At 58.3% G+C, this 15,543-nt stretch carries 17 protein-coding genes; 8 read left to right on the top strand and 9 right to left on the bottom strand.

Translation table 11 applies throughout. The features are described from left to right. Positions 1 to 25: 25 nt before the first annotated feature. The 4 genes from ACR3EP_RS01410 to ACR3EP_RS01395 all read right to left on the bottom strand — a co-directional run bounded on the left by ACR3EP_RS01410 (position 26) and on the right by ACR3EP_RS01395 (position 3,735). Positions 26 to 1,144 (bottom strand): alanine racemase, encoded by a 1,119-nt coding sequence (locus ACR3EP_RS01410; protein ID WP_480635954.1) that lies wholly within the window; start codon positions 1,142 to 1,144, stop codon positions 26 to 28. Beyond that, positions 1,141 to 2,388 (bottom strand): D-arabinono-1,4-lactone oxidase, encoded by a 1,248-nt coding sequence (locus tag ACR3EP_RS01405; RefSeq protein WP_480635952.1) that lies wholly within the window; start codon positions 2,386 to 2,388, stop codon positions 1,141 to 1,143. Before ACR3EP_RS01405 ends, ACR3EP_RS01410 begins: the two co-directional genes overlap by 4 nt. Positions 2,389 to 2,475: 87 nt before the next feature. Further along, positions 2,476 to 2,997 carry a DUF2478 domain-containing protein gene (locus tag ACR3EP_RS01400; RefSeq protein WP_170374471.1) on the bottom strand — a complete coding sequence of 174 codons (522 nt, stop codon included), beginning with the start codon at positions 2,995 to 2,997 and terminating at the stop codon, positions 2,476 to 2,478. A gap of 72 nt (positions 2,998 to 3,069) precedes the next feature. Then, the gene (locus ACR3EP_RS01395; RefSeq protein WP_170374468.1) at positions 3,070 to 3,735 is read right to left on the bottom strand and encodes an NnrU family protein; all 666 of its coding nucleotides are present in this window, start codon (positions 3,733 to 3,735) and stop codon (positions 3,070 to 3,072) included. A gap of 168 nt (positions 3,736 to 3,903) precedes the next feature. Here ACR3EP_RS01395 and ACR3EP_RS01390 point away from each other — a divergent pair, with 168 nt between their 5' ends. Together ACR3EP_RS01390 and ACR3EP_RS01385 are read left to right on the top strand one after the other, a co-directional pair. Continuing rightward, complete coding sequence (locus ACR3EP_RS01390) at positions 3,904 to 4,566, top strand: DNA-3-methyladenine glycosylase I (protein ID WP_480635950.1); 663 nt, start codon at positions 3,904 to 3,906, stop codon at positions 4,564 to 4,566. 40 nt (positions 4,567 to 4,606) lie between these two features. After that, a complete protein-coding gene (locus ACR3EP_RS01385; protein WP_170548032.1) occupies positions 4,607 to 5,293 on the top strand; it encodes a hypothetical protein in 687 nt (228 codons plus the stop codon). A 3-nt stretch (positions 5,294 to 5,296) separates the two neighbouring features. On the opposite strand, the gene ACR3EP_RS01380 is transcribed toward ACR3EP_RS01385, so the two are convergent. After that, positions 5,297 to 5,701 (bottom strand): c-type cytochrome, encoded by a 405-nt coding sequence (locus ACR3EP_RS01380; RefSeq protein ID WP_170348001.1) that lies wholly within the window; start codon positions 5,699 to 5,701, stop codon positions 5,297 to 5,299. A gap of 92 nt (positions 5,702 to 5,793) precedes the next feature. Here ACR3EP_RS01380 and ACR3EP_RS01375 point away from each other — a divergent pair, with 92 nt between their 5' ends. Continuing rightward, positions 5,794 to 6,231, top strand: a complete 438-nt coding sequence (locus ACR3EP_RS01375; RefSeq protein WP_170360332.1) for a DMT family transporter — start codon at positions 5,794 to 5,796, stop codon at positions 6,229 to 6,231. Here ACR3EP_RS01375 and ACR3EP_RS01370 read toward each other — a convergent pair. Together ACR3EP_RS01370 and ACR3EP_RS01365 are read right to left on the bottom strand one after the other, a co-directional pair. Further along, positions 6,215 to 6,901: an ABC transporter ATP-binding protein gene (locus ACR3EP_RS01370; protein ID WP_480635947.1), complete on the bottom strand. Its 687-nt coding sequence runs from the start codon at positions 6,899 to 6,901 to the stop codon at positions 6,215 to 6,217. The genes ACR3EP_RS01375 and ACR3EP_RS01370 overlap by 17 nt on opposite strands. Next, entirely contained in the window at positions 6,894 to 8,189 is a 1,296-nt protein-coding gene (locus ACR3EP_RS01365) for a lipoprotein-releasing ABC transporter permease subunit (RefSeq protein ID WP_480635945.1), read from the bottom strand. Before ACR3EP_RS01365 ends, ACR3EP_RS01370 begins: the two co-directional genes overlap by 8 nt. Before the next feature lie 376 nt (positions 8,190 to 8,565). Here ACR3EP_RS01365 and ACR3EP_RS01360 point away from each other — a divergent pair, with 376 nt between their 5' ends. Beyond that, the gene (locus ACR3EP_RS01360) at positions 8,566 to 8,919 is read left to right on the top strand and encodes a hypothetical protein (RefSeq protein ID WP_480635943.1); all 354 of its coding nucleotides are present in this window, start codon (positions 8,566 to 8,568) and stop codon (positions 8,917 to 8,919) included. Between the two features lie 2 nt (positions 8,920 to 8,921). On the opposite strand, the gene ACR3EP_RS01355 is transcribed toward ACR3EP_RS01360, so the two are convergent. Both ACR3EP_RS01355 and proS read right to left on the bottom strand, forming a co-directional pair. Continuing rightward, complete coding sequence (locus ACR3EP_RS01355; protein WP_480635941.1) at positions 8,922 to 9,833, bottom strand: glycosyltransferase family 2 protein; 912 nt, start codon at positions 9,831 to 9,833, stop codon at positions 8,922 to 8,924. After that, complete coding sequence (gene proS / locus ACR3EP_RS01350) at positions 9,817 to 11,157, bottom strand: proline--tRNA ligase (protein WP_425081027.1); 1,341 nt, start codon at positions 11,155 to 11,157, stop codon at positions 9,817 to 9,819. The genes ACR3EP_RS01355 and proS overlap by 17 nt, the downstream gene beginning before the upstream one ends. 168 nt (positions 11,158 to 11,325) lie before the next feature. Between proS and ACR3EP_RS01345 the strand changes: the two genes are divergently transcribed. The 4 genes from ACR3EP_RS01345 to ACR3EP_RS01330 all read left to right on the top strand — a co-directional run bounded on the left by ACR3EP_RS01345 (position 11,326) and on the right by ACR3EP_RS01330 (position 15,519). Beyond that, entirely contained in the window at positions 11,326 to 12,690 is a 1,365-nt protein-coding gene (locus tag ACR3EP_RS01345) for an FAD-dependent oxidoreductase (protein WP_480638985.1), read from the top strand. Further along, on the top strand, positions 12,690 to 13,664 hold the full coding sequence (locus tag ACR3EP_RS01340) for an isopenicillin N synthase family dioxygenase (RefSeq protein ID WP_480635940.1): 975 nt from the start codon (positions 12,690 to 12,692) through the stop codon (positions 13,662 to 13,664). The genes ACR3EP_RS01345 and ACR3EP_RS01340 overlap by 1 nt, the downstream gene beginning before the upstream one ends. A gap of 91 nt (positions 13,665 to 13,755) precedes the next feature. Continuing rightward, positions 13,756 to 14,829 carry an AI-2E family transporter gene (locus ACR3EP_RS01335; RefSeq protein ID WP_170360345.1) on the top strand — a complete coding sequence of 358 codons (1,074 nt, stop codon included), beginning with the start codon at positions 13,756 to 13,758 and terminating at the stop codon, positions 14,827 to 14,829. Continuing rightward, the gene (locus tag ACR3EP_RS01330; RefSeq protein ID WP_170374440.1) at positions 14,830 to 15,519 is read left to right on the top strand and encodes an HdaA/DnaA family protein; all 690 of its coding nucleotides are present in this window, start codon (positions 14,830 to 14,832) and stop codon (positions 15,517 to 15,519) included. The last annotated feature ends 24 nt before the right edge of the window (positions 15,520 to 15,543 follow it).

Genomic DNA, 15,543 nt, shown 5'->3' with positions numbered 1-15,543 from the left:
GATGGTGACAAAGTGCAAGGGGCCGTTAATTCGGCAGGCATTCCCATTCGTCTACCACCTGACCACCCCTAACTGCCAATACGATCCCGAACTGGTTCAGCACTGCTTCGCTCTGACTTGGGTGCAGCAGGGCGATGTCGCCAGGTTTGACAGGCGCATCAGGTGGGCCTGTCCAGACCTCCTGATTGGTTGAACGTCCGAAAATGGAGGAATAGCCAAAGCCGTTGGGAAATACCGGTTTACCGCGGAAATACCCCCCGAAAATCGCAAGATCGGTTTTGCGCCGGGCCAGAAAATCCAATCCCGGCAGCGAATTACCGGGCATGGTTTTCAAAACCGGAGTCGCGATGAACGCTGCGGGTTGAAATCCCTGTGTCGTTTTGTGGTCGAAATCTGTGGGTTTCACGAGGACCGACCCAAAAGCGATCTCGGTGGTCTTACCTGTTGTGCGGTAGGACTGAAAAGTCAGACTGCCACCCGTGTTCAGGCACAGCCCCTTGGCCTCATTCGGCAGGCTGGAAACGGCGTGATCGAACGCATCCGCGCTGGCCCGAAAGGCACGCTTGCCCAAGAAATGCGGCAGTTTGGCCAGATGCGCCTCGTACCCCATAACACCGGACAACCGCGCATTAGGGTTTGTCGCAATTTCTTGCGCAATGCCCGCAACTTGATCTGGTTGAAAACCTCCGCGATGCAGGCCGATATCAACCTCAAGCGACAGGCGCAGGGCTAGCTGACGATCCGCCGCAAGGGCCAGATAGGATTGCAACCGTTCCGACGAGTCGATCAGCCATTGAACACGCGCGGCTGCATCCGGACATTCGCTCAGAACCCGCGCAGCCGACCGGACAGGGAGAGGTTTGCCGATCAAATGGTCGGTTTTCGGCTCGGCCTTCAACAGCACCAACAGCATGGGCTCGGAAAACGTCATCAGGCCCGAGGTCTGGATCAGGCCCCGAATATGATCCAGCAGCGGCAAACAAGGCAGGGATTTGGCGACCAATCGACGGTCCAACCCATCATCCGACCTGTCCACCGCCAAGGCACAATTTGCATCGAGCCTGTCCAGATCAACCACCGCGACCGGCTTGTCCACGCCATACGCACGCAGCGTTTCAGAAAGGTTTTGGAGATAGTCCATCATGGTCGAAAAAGCCTGGCAAGCGCGGGCGTAAGGAGCTTGCCCGACGGGTCCAATTGTTCCCGCAGCGCGCAGAAATCGTCGAAATCAGGATACAGGGTGGATAGTTCTGCATAGCCGAGGCTGTGCATTTTGCCCCAATGCGGTCGTCCGCCAGCTTCGATAAACAGTGGTTCAATGGCGTCAAAGTACCGTTGGTGATCCTCGTTCGCATCTGTGTGTATCGCAATTGAAATGCGCGGCCCGCCCTGAAATGGGGATAGGCAGGCCGAGTCGCCCGCAGTTTGGCGGACTTCAATTGGGAAATAGATATCCTTGTGGTCGCGATGCAGCCGGGTAATGACCTCTTGCAGAACATCTTGGGCGACGTCGGGCGGCAGGTGGTATTCCATTTCTTTGAACCGAATATGCCTGTCACTGCACAGTACCCGCCAGCTTTCGCCCACATAGTCTTCGTCCGATTGCGCCATGGTCAGTAGTCGCAACAGCAAATCGCGTAGCCCACTGCTGAGCCGACCAACATTGCGCGCCAGCTTCAGCACTTTGACGGCAATCATGTCCAGATCACGTGGTGCCCTGCTTTCGGCTGCGTCTGAAATTTCATGGCGCAGCTCGACGGCCTTACCGGTGAAAGGGATATAGAAGAACTCGAAATTTCGGTTCTGTGCCCAGTTCTGGTGCATGTTGGCGATGCAGTCCTGCAGATCAGCCAATCGTACCCTTCGGCGCAGGTTGTATTTCGGCACGACCGAGATTTGGGCCTCGGTCAAAATGCCCAACATGCCCAAAGTGACTTGCGCCATCTCAAGCGGAAGGTCGTCGGTTGTCAGAATATCCCCACCCGCGCTGACCAGTTTTGCGGCGGTGATTTCCGCTGCCAGACAGGGCAGCGAGCGTCCGGTGCCGTGTGTGGCGGTTGATACTGCACCGGCCAAAGACTGTGTGTTGATGTCACCGAGATTGCGAAAGGCCATTCCCTGCCCTGCCAAGGCCGGAGACATGTCGCGCAGCCGGGCATTTGCGTTCACCCAAACCTTGTCTTCCCCGACTTCTCCGACCACTGGCAAGTCGAGATCCGACAAGTCCAGTATCCGATCCCCACCGGCAACGATGGGTGTGAACGAATGACCCGCGCCTACAACCCGCAGCGTGCCTGACTGCGCCACGGCTTGCTGCAACTCGGAAATCGAGGTTGGGCGTTTGATCGGCGTCTGCGTACGCTGGTTTCCGGCCCAGTTGGTCCACATATGCAATCTCCTCCGAAATCGAAGATTGCAGCACAGGTGGAACGAAACAAGTCAGGACTACAGAGGTTTACCCAACGAGAGGTTAACTCAGGCCGCAGCCGCGCGTTGCGCGTTGACCCGGTCGAACCAAGCAGAGATGGCTTCGAGGTTCGGCTCCAGCTGCTCGGCCGCGCCGCCGGTGAACTCTTGAAACTTTTCCTTGTTCAATCCGTTCACGCCGACCAGCACGGGGATATCCAGTGTCAACGCTTCGGCGATCACCGGGCGAAAACCGCGCCCGTCAGCCTCATGCTTGCCGAACTTGTTGATGATCAGCAACTGCGGCGCATCCTCAAGCGAGTTGGTGACATACCCCACAGCCCGCTCCAACGCAGCCGGGTCCAGCCGACAACCGCGCGAATGCTCGCCCAGAGATTGCGAAATGCGGATGGTCTCGCCGTCTGGCAGCACACGGACATCCATGTCGCATTTGCTGCTGTCGGCGCATTCGGTGTTAGTTTGAACCACGCCGACCAGACGGGCATCGTTGGCCAGAAGATGTTCGGCAACGGCGCTCAGCAGGCGGTCGGTCGCGCCGCGATCGGTGGTGGTAACATAGGCCAGATACATTGAAAGACCCTCATAGTCCTAAAGTGTGACTTTCCAGATAGCACGCATGACCCGGTCCGGCCACTCCTTGCGTTATGGCAGGGGCGAAAGGCCGATCACAGGCGCGTGCAGGTGAAGCAGAACCACAAATGCGGCCAAGGAAATCAGCGCGATCCCCAAGCCAGGCCAGGGTTGCGGCGCGCGCAGGGAAAACCGCGCCGTATTGCGGGACAGGCGCACCCATTCGATCCCCATATCGCGCGCCTTGCGCTGATCGATCAGCGCCATGCCCCACGCTGCAAAACCAGCAAATAGGCCGAACAGGATGACATGCGACAGGCTGCCATTCGCCAGAAGATGCGCCAAGGCCCACAGCATCATGGCAGCAAGAAGCGGGTGACGCGTGGTGCGCAGGATACCGGGGTTTTCGGGGTCGAACCGACGGTGGCCCAGGCCGCCAAAAGAAAACGGATTTTGGATTGTCAAACCTGCCACGGCCAACCAGCACACCACTGGCATGGTCAACAGCGGCACCCAACGCAGGATGGGAAGCGGTGGAATTACTTCAACATAGGGCGCTTGCGCTGCGGCGACGATCAGCCAGCCCAAAACTAGCAGGGACAACGCGGAATACGCCGTAAAATACCCCCTGCGTCCCATCACGTCGATCAACCGCCCGCGCACGACGGGTCGGGCGGGGATGGCGTGGGTCAGCAGAAAGGTGATCAGTGCGGCAAGGAAAAGGGCCCAACCCAGCATGATATTCTCCGTTAATGTTGGCCGCTATTTAGGTCCGTAACGCGGCATGATCCTTGTCCGAAATCAAGTCGGGTGCGGCGCATGGGGTTTCCGCGCATGTTCTGGGGATATTGTTTCAACGCTTGCAACCCGACAATGAACAGGCAACCCTGCCTGCGGAGGACACCGATGCACCATTTCGATGAGATCTACACCATGGCTGCCAATCGCCACGGTGGGCCCGACGCGTTGCGGGTCAAGCTGAGCAAACCTAAAAGCGTGGCTGAGTTAACCGCCCTGCCCGATGATCGCTGGCTTTCGATCATCACGAAATGCGTCTTTCAAGCCGGGTTCAACTGGAAGGTTATCGAAAACAAATGGGATGGGTTTGAAGCTGCCTTTGATGGTTTTGACGTCGGCCGCTGCGCCTTTATGGATGATGAGAAGTTCGACGCCCTGCTGCAAGACACCCGCATTGTCCGCAACGGCACCAAGATCGCCACGGTCCGCGACAATGCCGCGTTTCTGTTGGAACTGCGTCAGGAAGGTGGCGTGGGAAAGGTGCTGGGCGGCTGGCCCTCGGCTGATTACGTCGGCTTGCTGGCGATGCTAGGCAAGCGCGGGTCGCGTCTGGGTGGGGCCTCGGCGCAATACGCCATGCGATTTGCCGGGCGCGACAGTTTCATCCTGTCGCGGGACGTCACCGCCCGATTGATTGCTGAAGGCGTGATCGACAAAGCGCCAAGCTCCAAGAAGGCGATGGCTGCCGTTCAAGACGCATTCAACACCTGGATGGACCAATCCGGGCGGTCGTTGACGGAAATCAGCCGGGTTTTGGCGATGAGCCTGTAAAACCGGTTGCAGTGCGGGTGCTTCACACTAGGCTCACTTCATGACCTGCCGCATTTTGATGATGGTTCTCCTTCTGCTTGCATCCTGCGGTCGCCCGCTGACCGAGCAGGAACGTGCTTTTGCCACCGCTGTTCAGGGCGAGTCGCTGAATCTGGATCGGGTGCGCCTAGTCGAGGGGGCTCCGGTCGCGCCAATCACGTTTTACCGCAAGGAACGGCCCCGTCTGGCCTGCCGTGAACGCATATTGCCAGCCCCGACCGAAGGGGTCGTCACAGCAAAGCCCGCCGCCGTAGCCCTGTTCAACAAGGTCTATTTCACGCGTGAGTGGTATCTTGAGGACTATATGTCCGACTTCCCCGAGCAGATGAACCTAATCGCCGGAATGCTGCTGGCGCATGAGCTGACACATGTGTGGCAATGGCAGAACCGGAAAACCACAGGCTATCACCCTTTGCGTGCAGCGGCCGAGCATGGTGGCAACAAGGACCCCTATCTGTTTGATATCGAAACCTCGTCCGACTTCCTATCCTACGGGTTTGAACAACAAGGCGCGATTGTCGAGGAATATGTCTGCTGCCGGGCGCTGGACCCTCAAGCCCCCCGCACCCAACGCTTGCACGACATGCTGGGCGCACATTTCGACATTTCACCCCTGCCGAACCAACCGCGTGAGCGCGATATCGTCATCCCCTGGAGCGGTGCAAAAACCGAAGGCATTTGCCGCTAGACGTTACCCGCCTTGCAATGTTTCAAGATAGGCGATCAGATCCACGATCGGCTGGCTGGTCAGAATCGGCTGCCCCTCTGGTGTTTTCATCGAGGTATCCTGCCCGTCGAAATAAGGACCATAGACTGGCATCGGGCTGCCGTGGCTGACCAACGGATCGCGCCCGTCAATCCGCGCAACGACGCGCGCAGTTGGGAAAACACCGTCTTCTCCGGCCAGCTTGGTCAGATCAACCGGCTGAATGACCAATATCCCCGCCATCGGCCCATGCCCGGTCGCATCGATTCCGTGGCAGGTTGCACAATAGTGCTGATACAGCTCGGCCCCGGTATCCACATCCTGTGCCGCGACCTGCGCAGCGGTCACAAGCACTCCGAACGAAACGGCAGTCATTAGGGGTCTGGGCATCGCATCCTCCTGTCACGATTGACATATACAGGCTTGCCCGAGGGCCGGCTTGGCGCAATGATCCAGATCAACGAAGCAGATGGGTACGGGCAATGACACAATATGCAGTTATCATGCTGGCCGCCGGGATTGGCGTTCCAATCCTTGCCGCTCTGAACGCGGCGCTTGGAAAGCTGATCGGATCACCGACCACCGCCGCCGTCATCCTGTTCGCCATCGCGTTCGCAGCATCCGCGCTGGTGATGGTTTTATTTACCGGCACGGGCGCGCTGCCCAAAGTCACGCAGGCCCCGAAACACCTGCTATTGGCCGGTGTCCTGATCGCCTTTTACGTCCTATCCATCACCCATGTCGCACCGCATTTCGGTGTCGGTAATGCGGTGTTCTTCGTTTTACTCGGGCAACTGATCAGCACGGCAGCCATCGACCACTTCGGGCTTTTCGGCGCGCAAGTCACGCCGCTGACATGGATACGCGCAGGTGGGATCGCCGTGATGGCCGCGGGCGTTGCGATCACTCAACTGGCCTGAGTATACCGCCCTCCAACCGCAGCTTGCGGTCCATCCGCGCGGCAAGTTCCATGTTATGCGTGGCGATGAGTGCCGACAGCCCTTCGTCCCGCACCAGTGCCATCAGCGCGTCAAACACCTGATCCGAGGTTTCGGGATCCAGATTTCCTGTCGGCTCATCCGCCAGCAGAACGCGCGGCTTGTTGGCCAGCGCCCGGCAAAAAGCAACCCGCTGTTGTTCACCGCCTGACAGCGCCGCCGGGCGGTGATCAGCGCGCGGTGCCACACCAACGCGGTCCAGCAAAGACTTCGCCCGCGCTTGTGCCGCCGCCTCGGACACCCCGTTGGCCAGTTGCGGCAAGGTGATATTCTCCAGCGCCGTGAACTCGGGCAGCAGATGGTGGAACTGATAGACGAACCCGACGTCCTGACGCCGCAATGCGGTGCGTGTCCGGTCGCCCTTACCCTTGAAATTCTGACCCGCAATCTCGACCGAGCCGTCATCCGGCGTGTCCAGCAAACCGGCAATGTGCAAAAGGGTCGACTTGCCCGCGCCGGATGGTGCAACCAGCGCCACCGCTTCGCCCGCGTGCAGTTCCAGATCGGCCCCACGCAGCACCTGAACCTCGCCCGGTGTGCCCTTCAGATAGGTCTTGGTCAGACCGCTCAATCGCAATGTCACATCATTCATAGCGCAGCGCCTCAACCGGATTCAGCCGCGCCGCGCGGCGGGCGGGGAAATAGGTGACGAAAAAGGACAGGCCCAGCGACAAGCCGATTGCCTTCAACACGTCCGACAGGTGCAGTTCGGCGGGCAGGGCATAGATGCCGCGAATGGAAGGGTCCCAGACACCGCCACCCATGACGTAGTTCACGAACGAAAAGATCGGGTCGATATAAATCGCGAACAAGCAACCCAGAACAACACCCATCACGGTGCCTATGATACCGGTGAATGCACCGCAGATGAAGAACACCCGCAGTACGGACCCCTCGCTCAGACCGATGGTGCGCAGGATGCCGATATCGCGCCCCTTGTTCTTCACCAGCATGATCAACCCCGAGACGATATTCATCGCCGCAATCAACACGAGGATCGACAGGATGATAAACATCACGTTGTCCTCGACCTCTAACGCGCGCAGGAACCCGCCCGAGGCGTCCTGCCAGGTCCAGATCTGACTTCGTTCGCCGGCGGCCTCAAGAATAGGGATCAGGATCGGTGTCAGTTCTTCAGGGCGGTCAACTATCACCTCGATCTCATCCGCAACGCCCTCGCGGTTGAAAAAGCCCTGCGCCTGTTCGAACGGCATATAAACGCGGGTACGGTCGATATCATAGCGCCCGGCCGAGAAGACATAGACCACCCGATAGGCATTTACACGAGGTGAGGTACCAAAGGCCGTCTTCACCCCGTTAGGGGACGTCAGTTTGACCGTATCCCCCACAGTTGCCCCAATACTGCGCGCCACGCCCGAACCGATGGCGATAACGTCCTCTCCATTCTGGAATTCGGAGAGATCCCCCACCGCCTGTTCGCTTTCGGCGACGCCGGGCAGGTCCAGCAGGTCGTCAGGCTGAATGCCAAAGACCTCAACCCCGCTGCTGCGCTCGCGATTGGTAATCAGCACCTGCCCTTTGACCAAGGGCGCGGCGCGTTCAACGCCGGGCACCTGCGCAACGCGCTCAGCCACTCCGTCATAATCCGCGATGGTGCGGTCCAGGTTACCCTGCGCATCAAAATTACCCGCCGAGTAAACAGTGACATGCGCATTGGCCCCCAGAATGGTACCCACGAACTCGGATCGGAAGCCCGACCGAACGGCCAGCGTCGCGATCAGGGCAAACACCGCCAGTGTAATTCCGATCAGTGAAATCCAGGTCATCACGCTGACACCGCCCTCGGCACGGCGTGCGCGCAGGTATCGCCAAGCGATCTTCCATTCGAATGGGGCAAAGGGCGGGGGCGTCTTGGCCATGTCTGCTCCGGGGCTTTTTGGTTTGCGCGACCCTTTCGGCATTTGCAGGGATGGTCAAGGTGGTTATGCGCTTCCCGCCCGGGATCGGCAATCCTGCGACTTTTATTGACATCGCCCAATGCGAATCACTCTATGTATCAGGAAGGCCGCTCTGGCGGAAGGAGATGGAAATGGCCCAAGTTATACCCTTGGTTGTGACCCCCTTCACAGACAACCCCCAATTGTTTCAGCTATGAAGTCAATAGGGCCGTTGCGTGAGTTACTGAACTCAAAATGCAACATTGATTAAGCAATATTCTTTCGCCTTTTGCTTATTTTTTAAAACTTTGTCACCCTAGATGTAAGGGGGATACCATTTTAAGAGCGGGGGTCGCTCATGTTTGTAAAGAGTAATAAGGAATTGTTGGACCCGATTTTGGTCCGAAACGCATCTTCAGAACTGGATTGTGAAACAGCAGCATTGTTGCGCGCAGTCATTCGTCCTGTATTCGATACAGCGGCAAGCTGGGCAAATTTGACCGATATCCTGAAAGACAAAGGATACCGATTGGCGTTCCGTCAGGGGCGGCTGTGCATTACGGATCGCACGACCGATCAACGGGTTTGTGGGATACGCTTTCTAGGGTTCGAATACAAAGATCTGGTCAGACGTCTGGGCCGTCCGATTGTCGTAGCACGCGGCAACAGTGCGGATGGTGAAATTCTGACGGAACGACCGGAACCGCAGTGAACCTAGAAAGACCGCCAGAACTGAGCCTTGCGACGTAACGTCTTTGTCAGGCTGTAAAGAGCGGCACGCGCGATAGCGGGCTGCGATAGCGATTTCAGCAAAATGGCGCCTGAAACCCGAACCGGCAAATGGCCTTGCTTGTACCAACCAAAGCGCTGCGCGTCCGAGTACCCGGACAGATCGCAGAACTGACTGTAGTTTTTCAGCCAACATGCGGCCATTTCGGCCCCGGCAGCGTCTGTGTCTGCTGATACTCCACCGATCCGAAACAGTGATATTGGGGCCTGCAACCGCTGGCCGGAATGGCCAGACAGGATCATTCGCAAAACCATGTCATAGTCCGCGGCGATACGGAATTGCAGGTCGTGACCGCCCAATTCCTGAAACAACGCCCGTTTCAGGACCATCGCATTGTGACCGAATGGTAAGCGCTGCAAGATGGATTTCGGGGTTAGCCGACGGGCATGACGACGGTTGCCCTCATCATCGAAAAAGACGGTTTCACCATACACAAAATCGGGCTTATCGGGCTCGATAGCTTTTTGCACCCTCAACAGGCTGTCAGGGTCTGCAATCAGATCGTCCGAGTTGAGAAACAAGACATACTCGCCGCGACACCGATCAACCGCCTGGTTCATCGCGTCATACAGGCTTTTGTCTGCCTCGCAGAAGTACCGCACCGGAATGGGGTCGCCCGACTCCGAGATTTTCTGAATCGTGTCTTTCAGCAGGTCCTGCGTTCCGTCATCGGATTGGCCGTCCCAGATCACATGCTCGATGTCACGGAGCTTTTGCGACTGCACGCTGTCCAGGGCGGCGAGGACTTGCACCTCGCGCCCTGCTTCGATCAGGTTCCGCGTAACGGTGACGACCGAGATCAGCGGCCGATGATCCTGTTCAGGCGATTTGCTCATAGATTTCGGCAACTTTCGTGACGGCAGCTTCGGGGCTCAACTCCTCGCTTTCACCGGTACGGCGGCAGGTCAGCTCAACGACGCCGTTTTTCAGACCCCGCGGCCCGACGGTGATACGCCACGGCAACCCGATCAGGTCCATGGTGGCAAACTTGCCCCCTGCCCGTTCGTTGCGGTCATCATACAGCGGCTCAAGACCCAGTGCGGTCAGCGCGCCATAGAGTTTGTCGCAGGCGGCGTCAGCCTCATCATCACCCTGCTTGAGGTTTACGATACCGCAATGGAACGGTGTTACGCCCTCGGGCCAGATGATGCCCTTGTCGTCATGGCTGGCTTCGATGATCGCACCGATCAAGCGGCTGACACCAATGCCATGGCTGCCCATATGGACCGGCGTTGGCTTGCCATCGGGGCCTTGAACAGTCGCGCCCATCGCCTCGGAATACTTGGTTCCAAAGTAGAAGATCTGGCCCACTTCGATCCCACGCGCCACACGGCGACGCTCTTCGGGCACCTGATTGAACAGCGCCTCGTCATGGGTTTCATCGGTACGGGCGTATTTAGAGGTGAATTCTTCCAGAATGGCCTGACATTGCTCTCGGCTGTCATAGTCGATTTGACGATCACCAAAGGTCAGATCGGTGACGGCGCTGTCATAGAACACCTCGGATTCACCGGTTTCGGCCAGCACGAGGAATTCATGGGTGTTGTCTCCGCCTATCGGGCCGCTGTCCGCACGCATCGGGATCGCCTGCAGGCCCATGCGTTCATAGGTGCGCAGATAGGTAACCAGATGACGGTTATAGGCGTGCAGAGCGTCTTCCTTGGTCAGGTCGAAATTATACCCGTCCTTCATGTAGAACTCGCGCCCCCGCATCACGCCAAAGCGCGGGCGGATCTCGTCACGGAACTTCCACTGGATTTGGTACAACGTCAGCGGCAGGTCCTTGTAGCTGCTGACGTGGCCGCGGAAGATATCGGTGACCAGCTCTTCGGCCGTGGGCGTGAACAGCATATCCCGGTCATGCCGGTCCTTCATACGCAGCATTTCCTGACCGTAGTCATCATAGCGCCCGGATTCACGCCACAGGTCTGCCGATTGGATAATCGGCATCTGGATCGCGATATGGCCTGCGCGCGCCTGCTCTTCATGGATGATATTTTCCAACTTACGCAGAACTTTGAAACCCAGCGGCAGCCAGGAATAAATCCCGGCCGATGCTTGCTTGATCATCCCGGCGCGCAGCATCAGCCGGTGGCTGACGATCTGGGCCTCGGACGGGTTTTCCTTGAGAACGGGCAGAAAGTAACGGCTGAGGCGCATTGTATGACCTTCACGGGTGAGAATTCGACTTCAAAGGTCCTTATTCCAAAGCCCCGCCGGGGGCAATCGGCCATTGGTTATTTTGCGACCTCGGGACGGTCGGAATTTTGATTGACCCGCCAGCCAAGGTTTTCAATGGTGGCTAAAATGCAAACCCATGAGGCGCCGATGCAAACCATTCAGGAACCCGCCCGTCAAATTCCCGTTGCTCACAAAACCGACGTTCTAGTTGTGGGCTCCGGCCCCGCGGGGCTAGCCGCTGCCTTGGCGGCAGCGCGCGCAGGGGCCGAAGTGTCTCTGGTCGACCGCTTTGGCTGCATGGGTGGCAATATCACCGCCGTGGGAGTCGAAGGATTTGCTTGGTACCGCCATGAGAAAACCGTCGAAGCAGGCGGCATTGGTCTGGAATTTGAAACCCGCGCCCGGGACATGGGGGCAGCGGTGCCAGAGAGCCAGTCGCTCAGCTATGAGTTGGACAGCGAAGGGTTCAAACTGGTTGCTGACAAGCTGGTCGAAGAGGCCGGGGTGCATCCGATGTTGCACCGTCAATTCGTTGCTCCAATCATGGATGGTGACCGGATCACCGGCGTCATCACCGAATCCAAAGCCGGGCGTGAGGCGATTTTGGCCAAGGTAGTGATCGACGCCACCGGGGACGCGGATGTAGCCCATCGCGCAGGCGCGCCCACCTACAAGACCGCGCGCGAGGATATGATGGCCGCTTCGGTCATGTTCCATCTGGCAGGCGTCGACAAGCGCGCCTTCATGGAGGGCGTCAAGGCCGACCCGCAGACCTATAAGGACTGGGGCGGCGGTGGCGAGTGGAACATTGAAACCAGTGGTAAAGAGGACGACATGTTCTCACCCTTCGTCAAGAAACCGTTCCAGCAAGCCATCGAACAGGGTCTGATCCCACCGCATCTGAACACCATCGCCGGCACTTGGGGCGCGGTCCACGATACGGGTGAGCTGACTTATATGAACCTGATCCATATGGACGGGATAGACGGCACCGATCCCGATAGCCTGACCCGTGGCGAGATCGAGGGCCGTCGACAGTCAATGCTAGCCATCGAGGCGCTGCGCCGTTTCATGCCCGGCTGCGAAAACGCGCGTCTGCGGAATTTCGGCATGACCATCGGCATTCGCGACACCCGCAAGATCGATGCGATCTACAATATGACCGAGTACGACGCCCGGCATCAGGGTCGGTTCGAGGATACGATCGGCATCTATCCTGAATTCATCGACGGCTATGGCATCCTGATCCTGCCGACCACGGGCCGGTATATGCATGTGCCCTACCGTTCGATGCTGCCGAAAGGCGTTAAGGGTCTGCTGGTTGCAGGCCGGTCGCACGGGGCAGACAAGGTGGCCCATGCCGCCACCCGCAATATGTCCTGCTGTGCAGTCATGGGTCAGGGGGCCGGAATTGCAGCCGCCCTGTCGCTGAAAAGCAATCAGGACTTGCATGGGCTGAACCTAGCCCCGGTTCATGCCGAACTTGACCGCCAAGGCGTCAGGGTTCACTGATGGGTCGCATTCCCACTATCGACATCGCCCCGCTGTTTAATGCGTCCCATGCGGATTATGAGCAGACCGTTCAGCAGGTTATGAGCGCCTGCACTGATATCGGTTTTTTGTCGATCACTGGAACTGACATATCCACTGACACGGTTCAAAACATGCGCGTCTGTGTGCAGGCCATCTTTGACGTTGAAGAAGGTGCCAAGTGGGATCAGGCCATCACCCGCGACAATTATCGCGGGTTCATCCCGCTGGGGTTCTTCACCCCAAATGACGGGTCTGGCAAGGCGGACAAATACGAAGGCTACAAGTTGCACTATGAGGTCGCCAGCGATGCGCCGATCCGCAACGATTGTGCCTTGTACGGCCCGAATGTCTGGCCGTCGCAGGTGCCAGACGCTCGCGGAATGATCCTTGACTACTGGTCCCAACTCGACCGCGTTGCAGATGCCTTGCTGGGTGCATTGGAAACAGGACTGGGCCTGCCCGCGCGCCAATTGCGGGACGCTTTCCGCGATCCCATGACCAACATGACTCTGCTGCACTATCCGCCTCAAGCCCCCGATGAGGGCGGCTATGGCATTCATCCCCACAAGGACACCGATGCCCTGACCATCATCGCCCCTGATCCCGTCGGCGGACTTGAAGTGCAAACCCGCAACGGCGGCTGGATCAGCCCTGATTACCCGCCGGGAGGATTTGTCGTCAATATCGGAGACATGCTGGAACTATGGTCCGGCGGGAGGCTGAAATCTACGCCGCATCGGGTGGTGAATCGCTCGGGACAGGAACGTTACTCGTTTCCTTATTTTGCCGTGCCCCGCCATGACGTGGTGGTTTCACCTCTGGTCGCCCCCCTGCCCGGCTTTGATCGGCCCGCGGTACATTGCGGCCATTGGTCTGCGGAAATCTGGCGCACCAACTGGCCGGACGAGGCCGCCCATGACGCCACGCCTGAACTGGGCACGCTCAGCGATTAGCGCCCGGGAAATGTACGGGCGATGAAGCGCTTGCATCATGGGGCTGCATGCGCCAAGAACACTGGCAAGAGCCGAAAACAAGGGGACAGCCATGGCTTTGCCGGTGAAGGATCAGCTCAGGTACTGGGGCATAGCCGCTGTAGTTTTTGTGCTTCTATTGTGGGCACTTGGCGACGTTCTTTTGCCCTTTGTGATTGGCGGAGCAATCGCTTACTTCCTTGATCCAATTGCAGACCGGTTGGAAAACTTGGGGCTGTCGCGAATGGCCGCGACAGGGATCATCACCATTGTCGGCGTTCTGGGATTTGTGCTCATGGTGCTGATGGTGGTGCCCGCGCTGATTACCCAGTTGATCGATCTGGTCGAAGTTATGCCCAGTCTGCTTAAAGAACTGCGCGGCTTCATCGAAAAACAATTCCCATCCCTGCTGGATACCGAATCCAGCTCTCACCAATTCCTTGTGTCGCTGGGCGAGACGTTGCAATCCAAAACTGGAGACGTTCTGCAATCCGTCGCCGCTTCGCTGGGGTCAGCCATCAACGTGGTGGTTCTGCTTGTCATCGTGCCGGTGGTCGCCGTGTATCTGTTATTAGATTGGGATCGTATGATAGCCCGCATAGGAGAGCTGCTACCTCGTGACCACGCCCCAACGATCAAGCGGCTGGCGGGTGAGATTGACGATGTTCTTGCCTCATTCGTCCGCGGCATGGGAACCGTCTGTCTGATCCTGGGCACTTATTACGCCGTTGCGCTGATGATTGTTGGTCTGCAATTCGGCCTGATCGTGGGCTTCATCGCGGGGCTCGTGACATTCATCCCCTATCTGGGTGCCCTGATTGGCGGCACGTTGGCTATCGGCCTTGCGCTGTTTCAGTTCTGGGGCGATTGGCTTCATATCGGCCTGGTGGCAGGCATCTTCGCGCTGGGACAGGTGACCGAGGGCAATTTCCTGACGCCCAAGCTGGTTGGCAGCTCGGTCGGGTTGCACCCTGTCTGGCTGCTGCTGGCCCTGTCCGTCTTTGGCGCGCTGTTCGGCTTTGTGGGTATGCTGGTTGCTGTTCCGGTTGCCGCAGCGCTGGGCGTGGTCGCCCGGTTCCTGACCTCAATCTATCTGGACAGCCGCCTGTATACCGGCCTCGACGGGTTGAAGCAGGAAGACGAATAAATGGCCCAACAACTCAGCTTTGATCTACCGGCCAAAACCGCACTGGGCCGCGAAGATTTTTTTGTCTCGCCCGCCAATGCGCTGGCCGTTGCGATGATCTCGGCGACATCGTGGCCCGGTAACAAGCTGGTCCTCAGCGGCCCTGCCGGGTCTGGCAAAACGCATCTGGCCCATGTCTGGGCTGCCGAAACCGGCGGGCGGATCATTCAGGCCCGTGATGTGCGGTACGAAGACGTGCCCGCCTTGGCCAGCACTCCGATAGCGGTCGAAGATATTCCGATGGTCGCAGGCGACCTCGATCAGCAAAAAACCCTATTTCACCTGCACAATCTGGTGTTGGCAGAAGGCCATGCGCTGTTAATGACCGGGCGGTTGGCGCCAAAGCTGTGGGAACTGCCACTGCCCGATCTGCAAAGCCGGATCGAAGGGGCGCATCACGTGGCGCTGGACCCACCGGACGATGCCCTTTTGGGGGCCGTTCTGGCCAAGCTGTTTGTCGACCGCCAACTGAACCCCGGACCAGACGTGATTGCCTATCTCGTCAAGCACATGGATCGGCGGTTCAAGACCGCAGCCGAGGTCGTAGCCCGGTTGGATCATCTGGCCTTGTCGGAAAAGCGGGAAATCACCCGCGCTCTTGCGATCCGGGTGCTAAACGCGGACATGACAGATGTCGCATCCGACAATTGACCCGCACACTGCGATTTCGCATTC

The sequence above is a fragment of the Ruegeria sp. BB10 genome (genome assembly GCF_056535725.1).
This window is presented reverse-complemented; position numbering and strand designations above follow the sequence as displayed.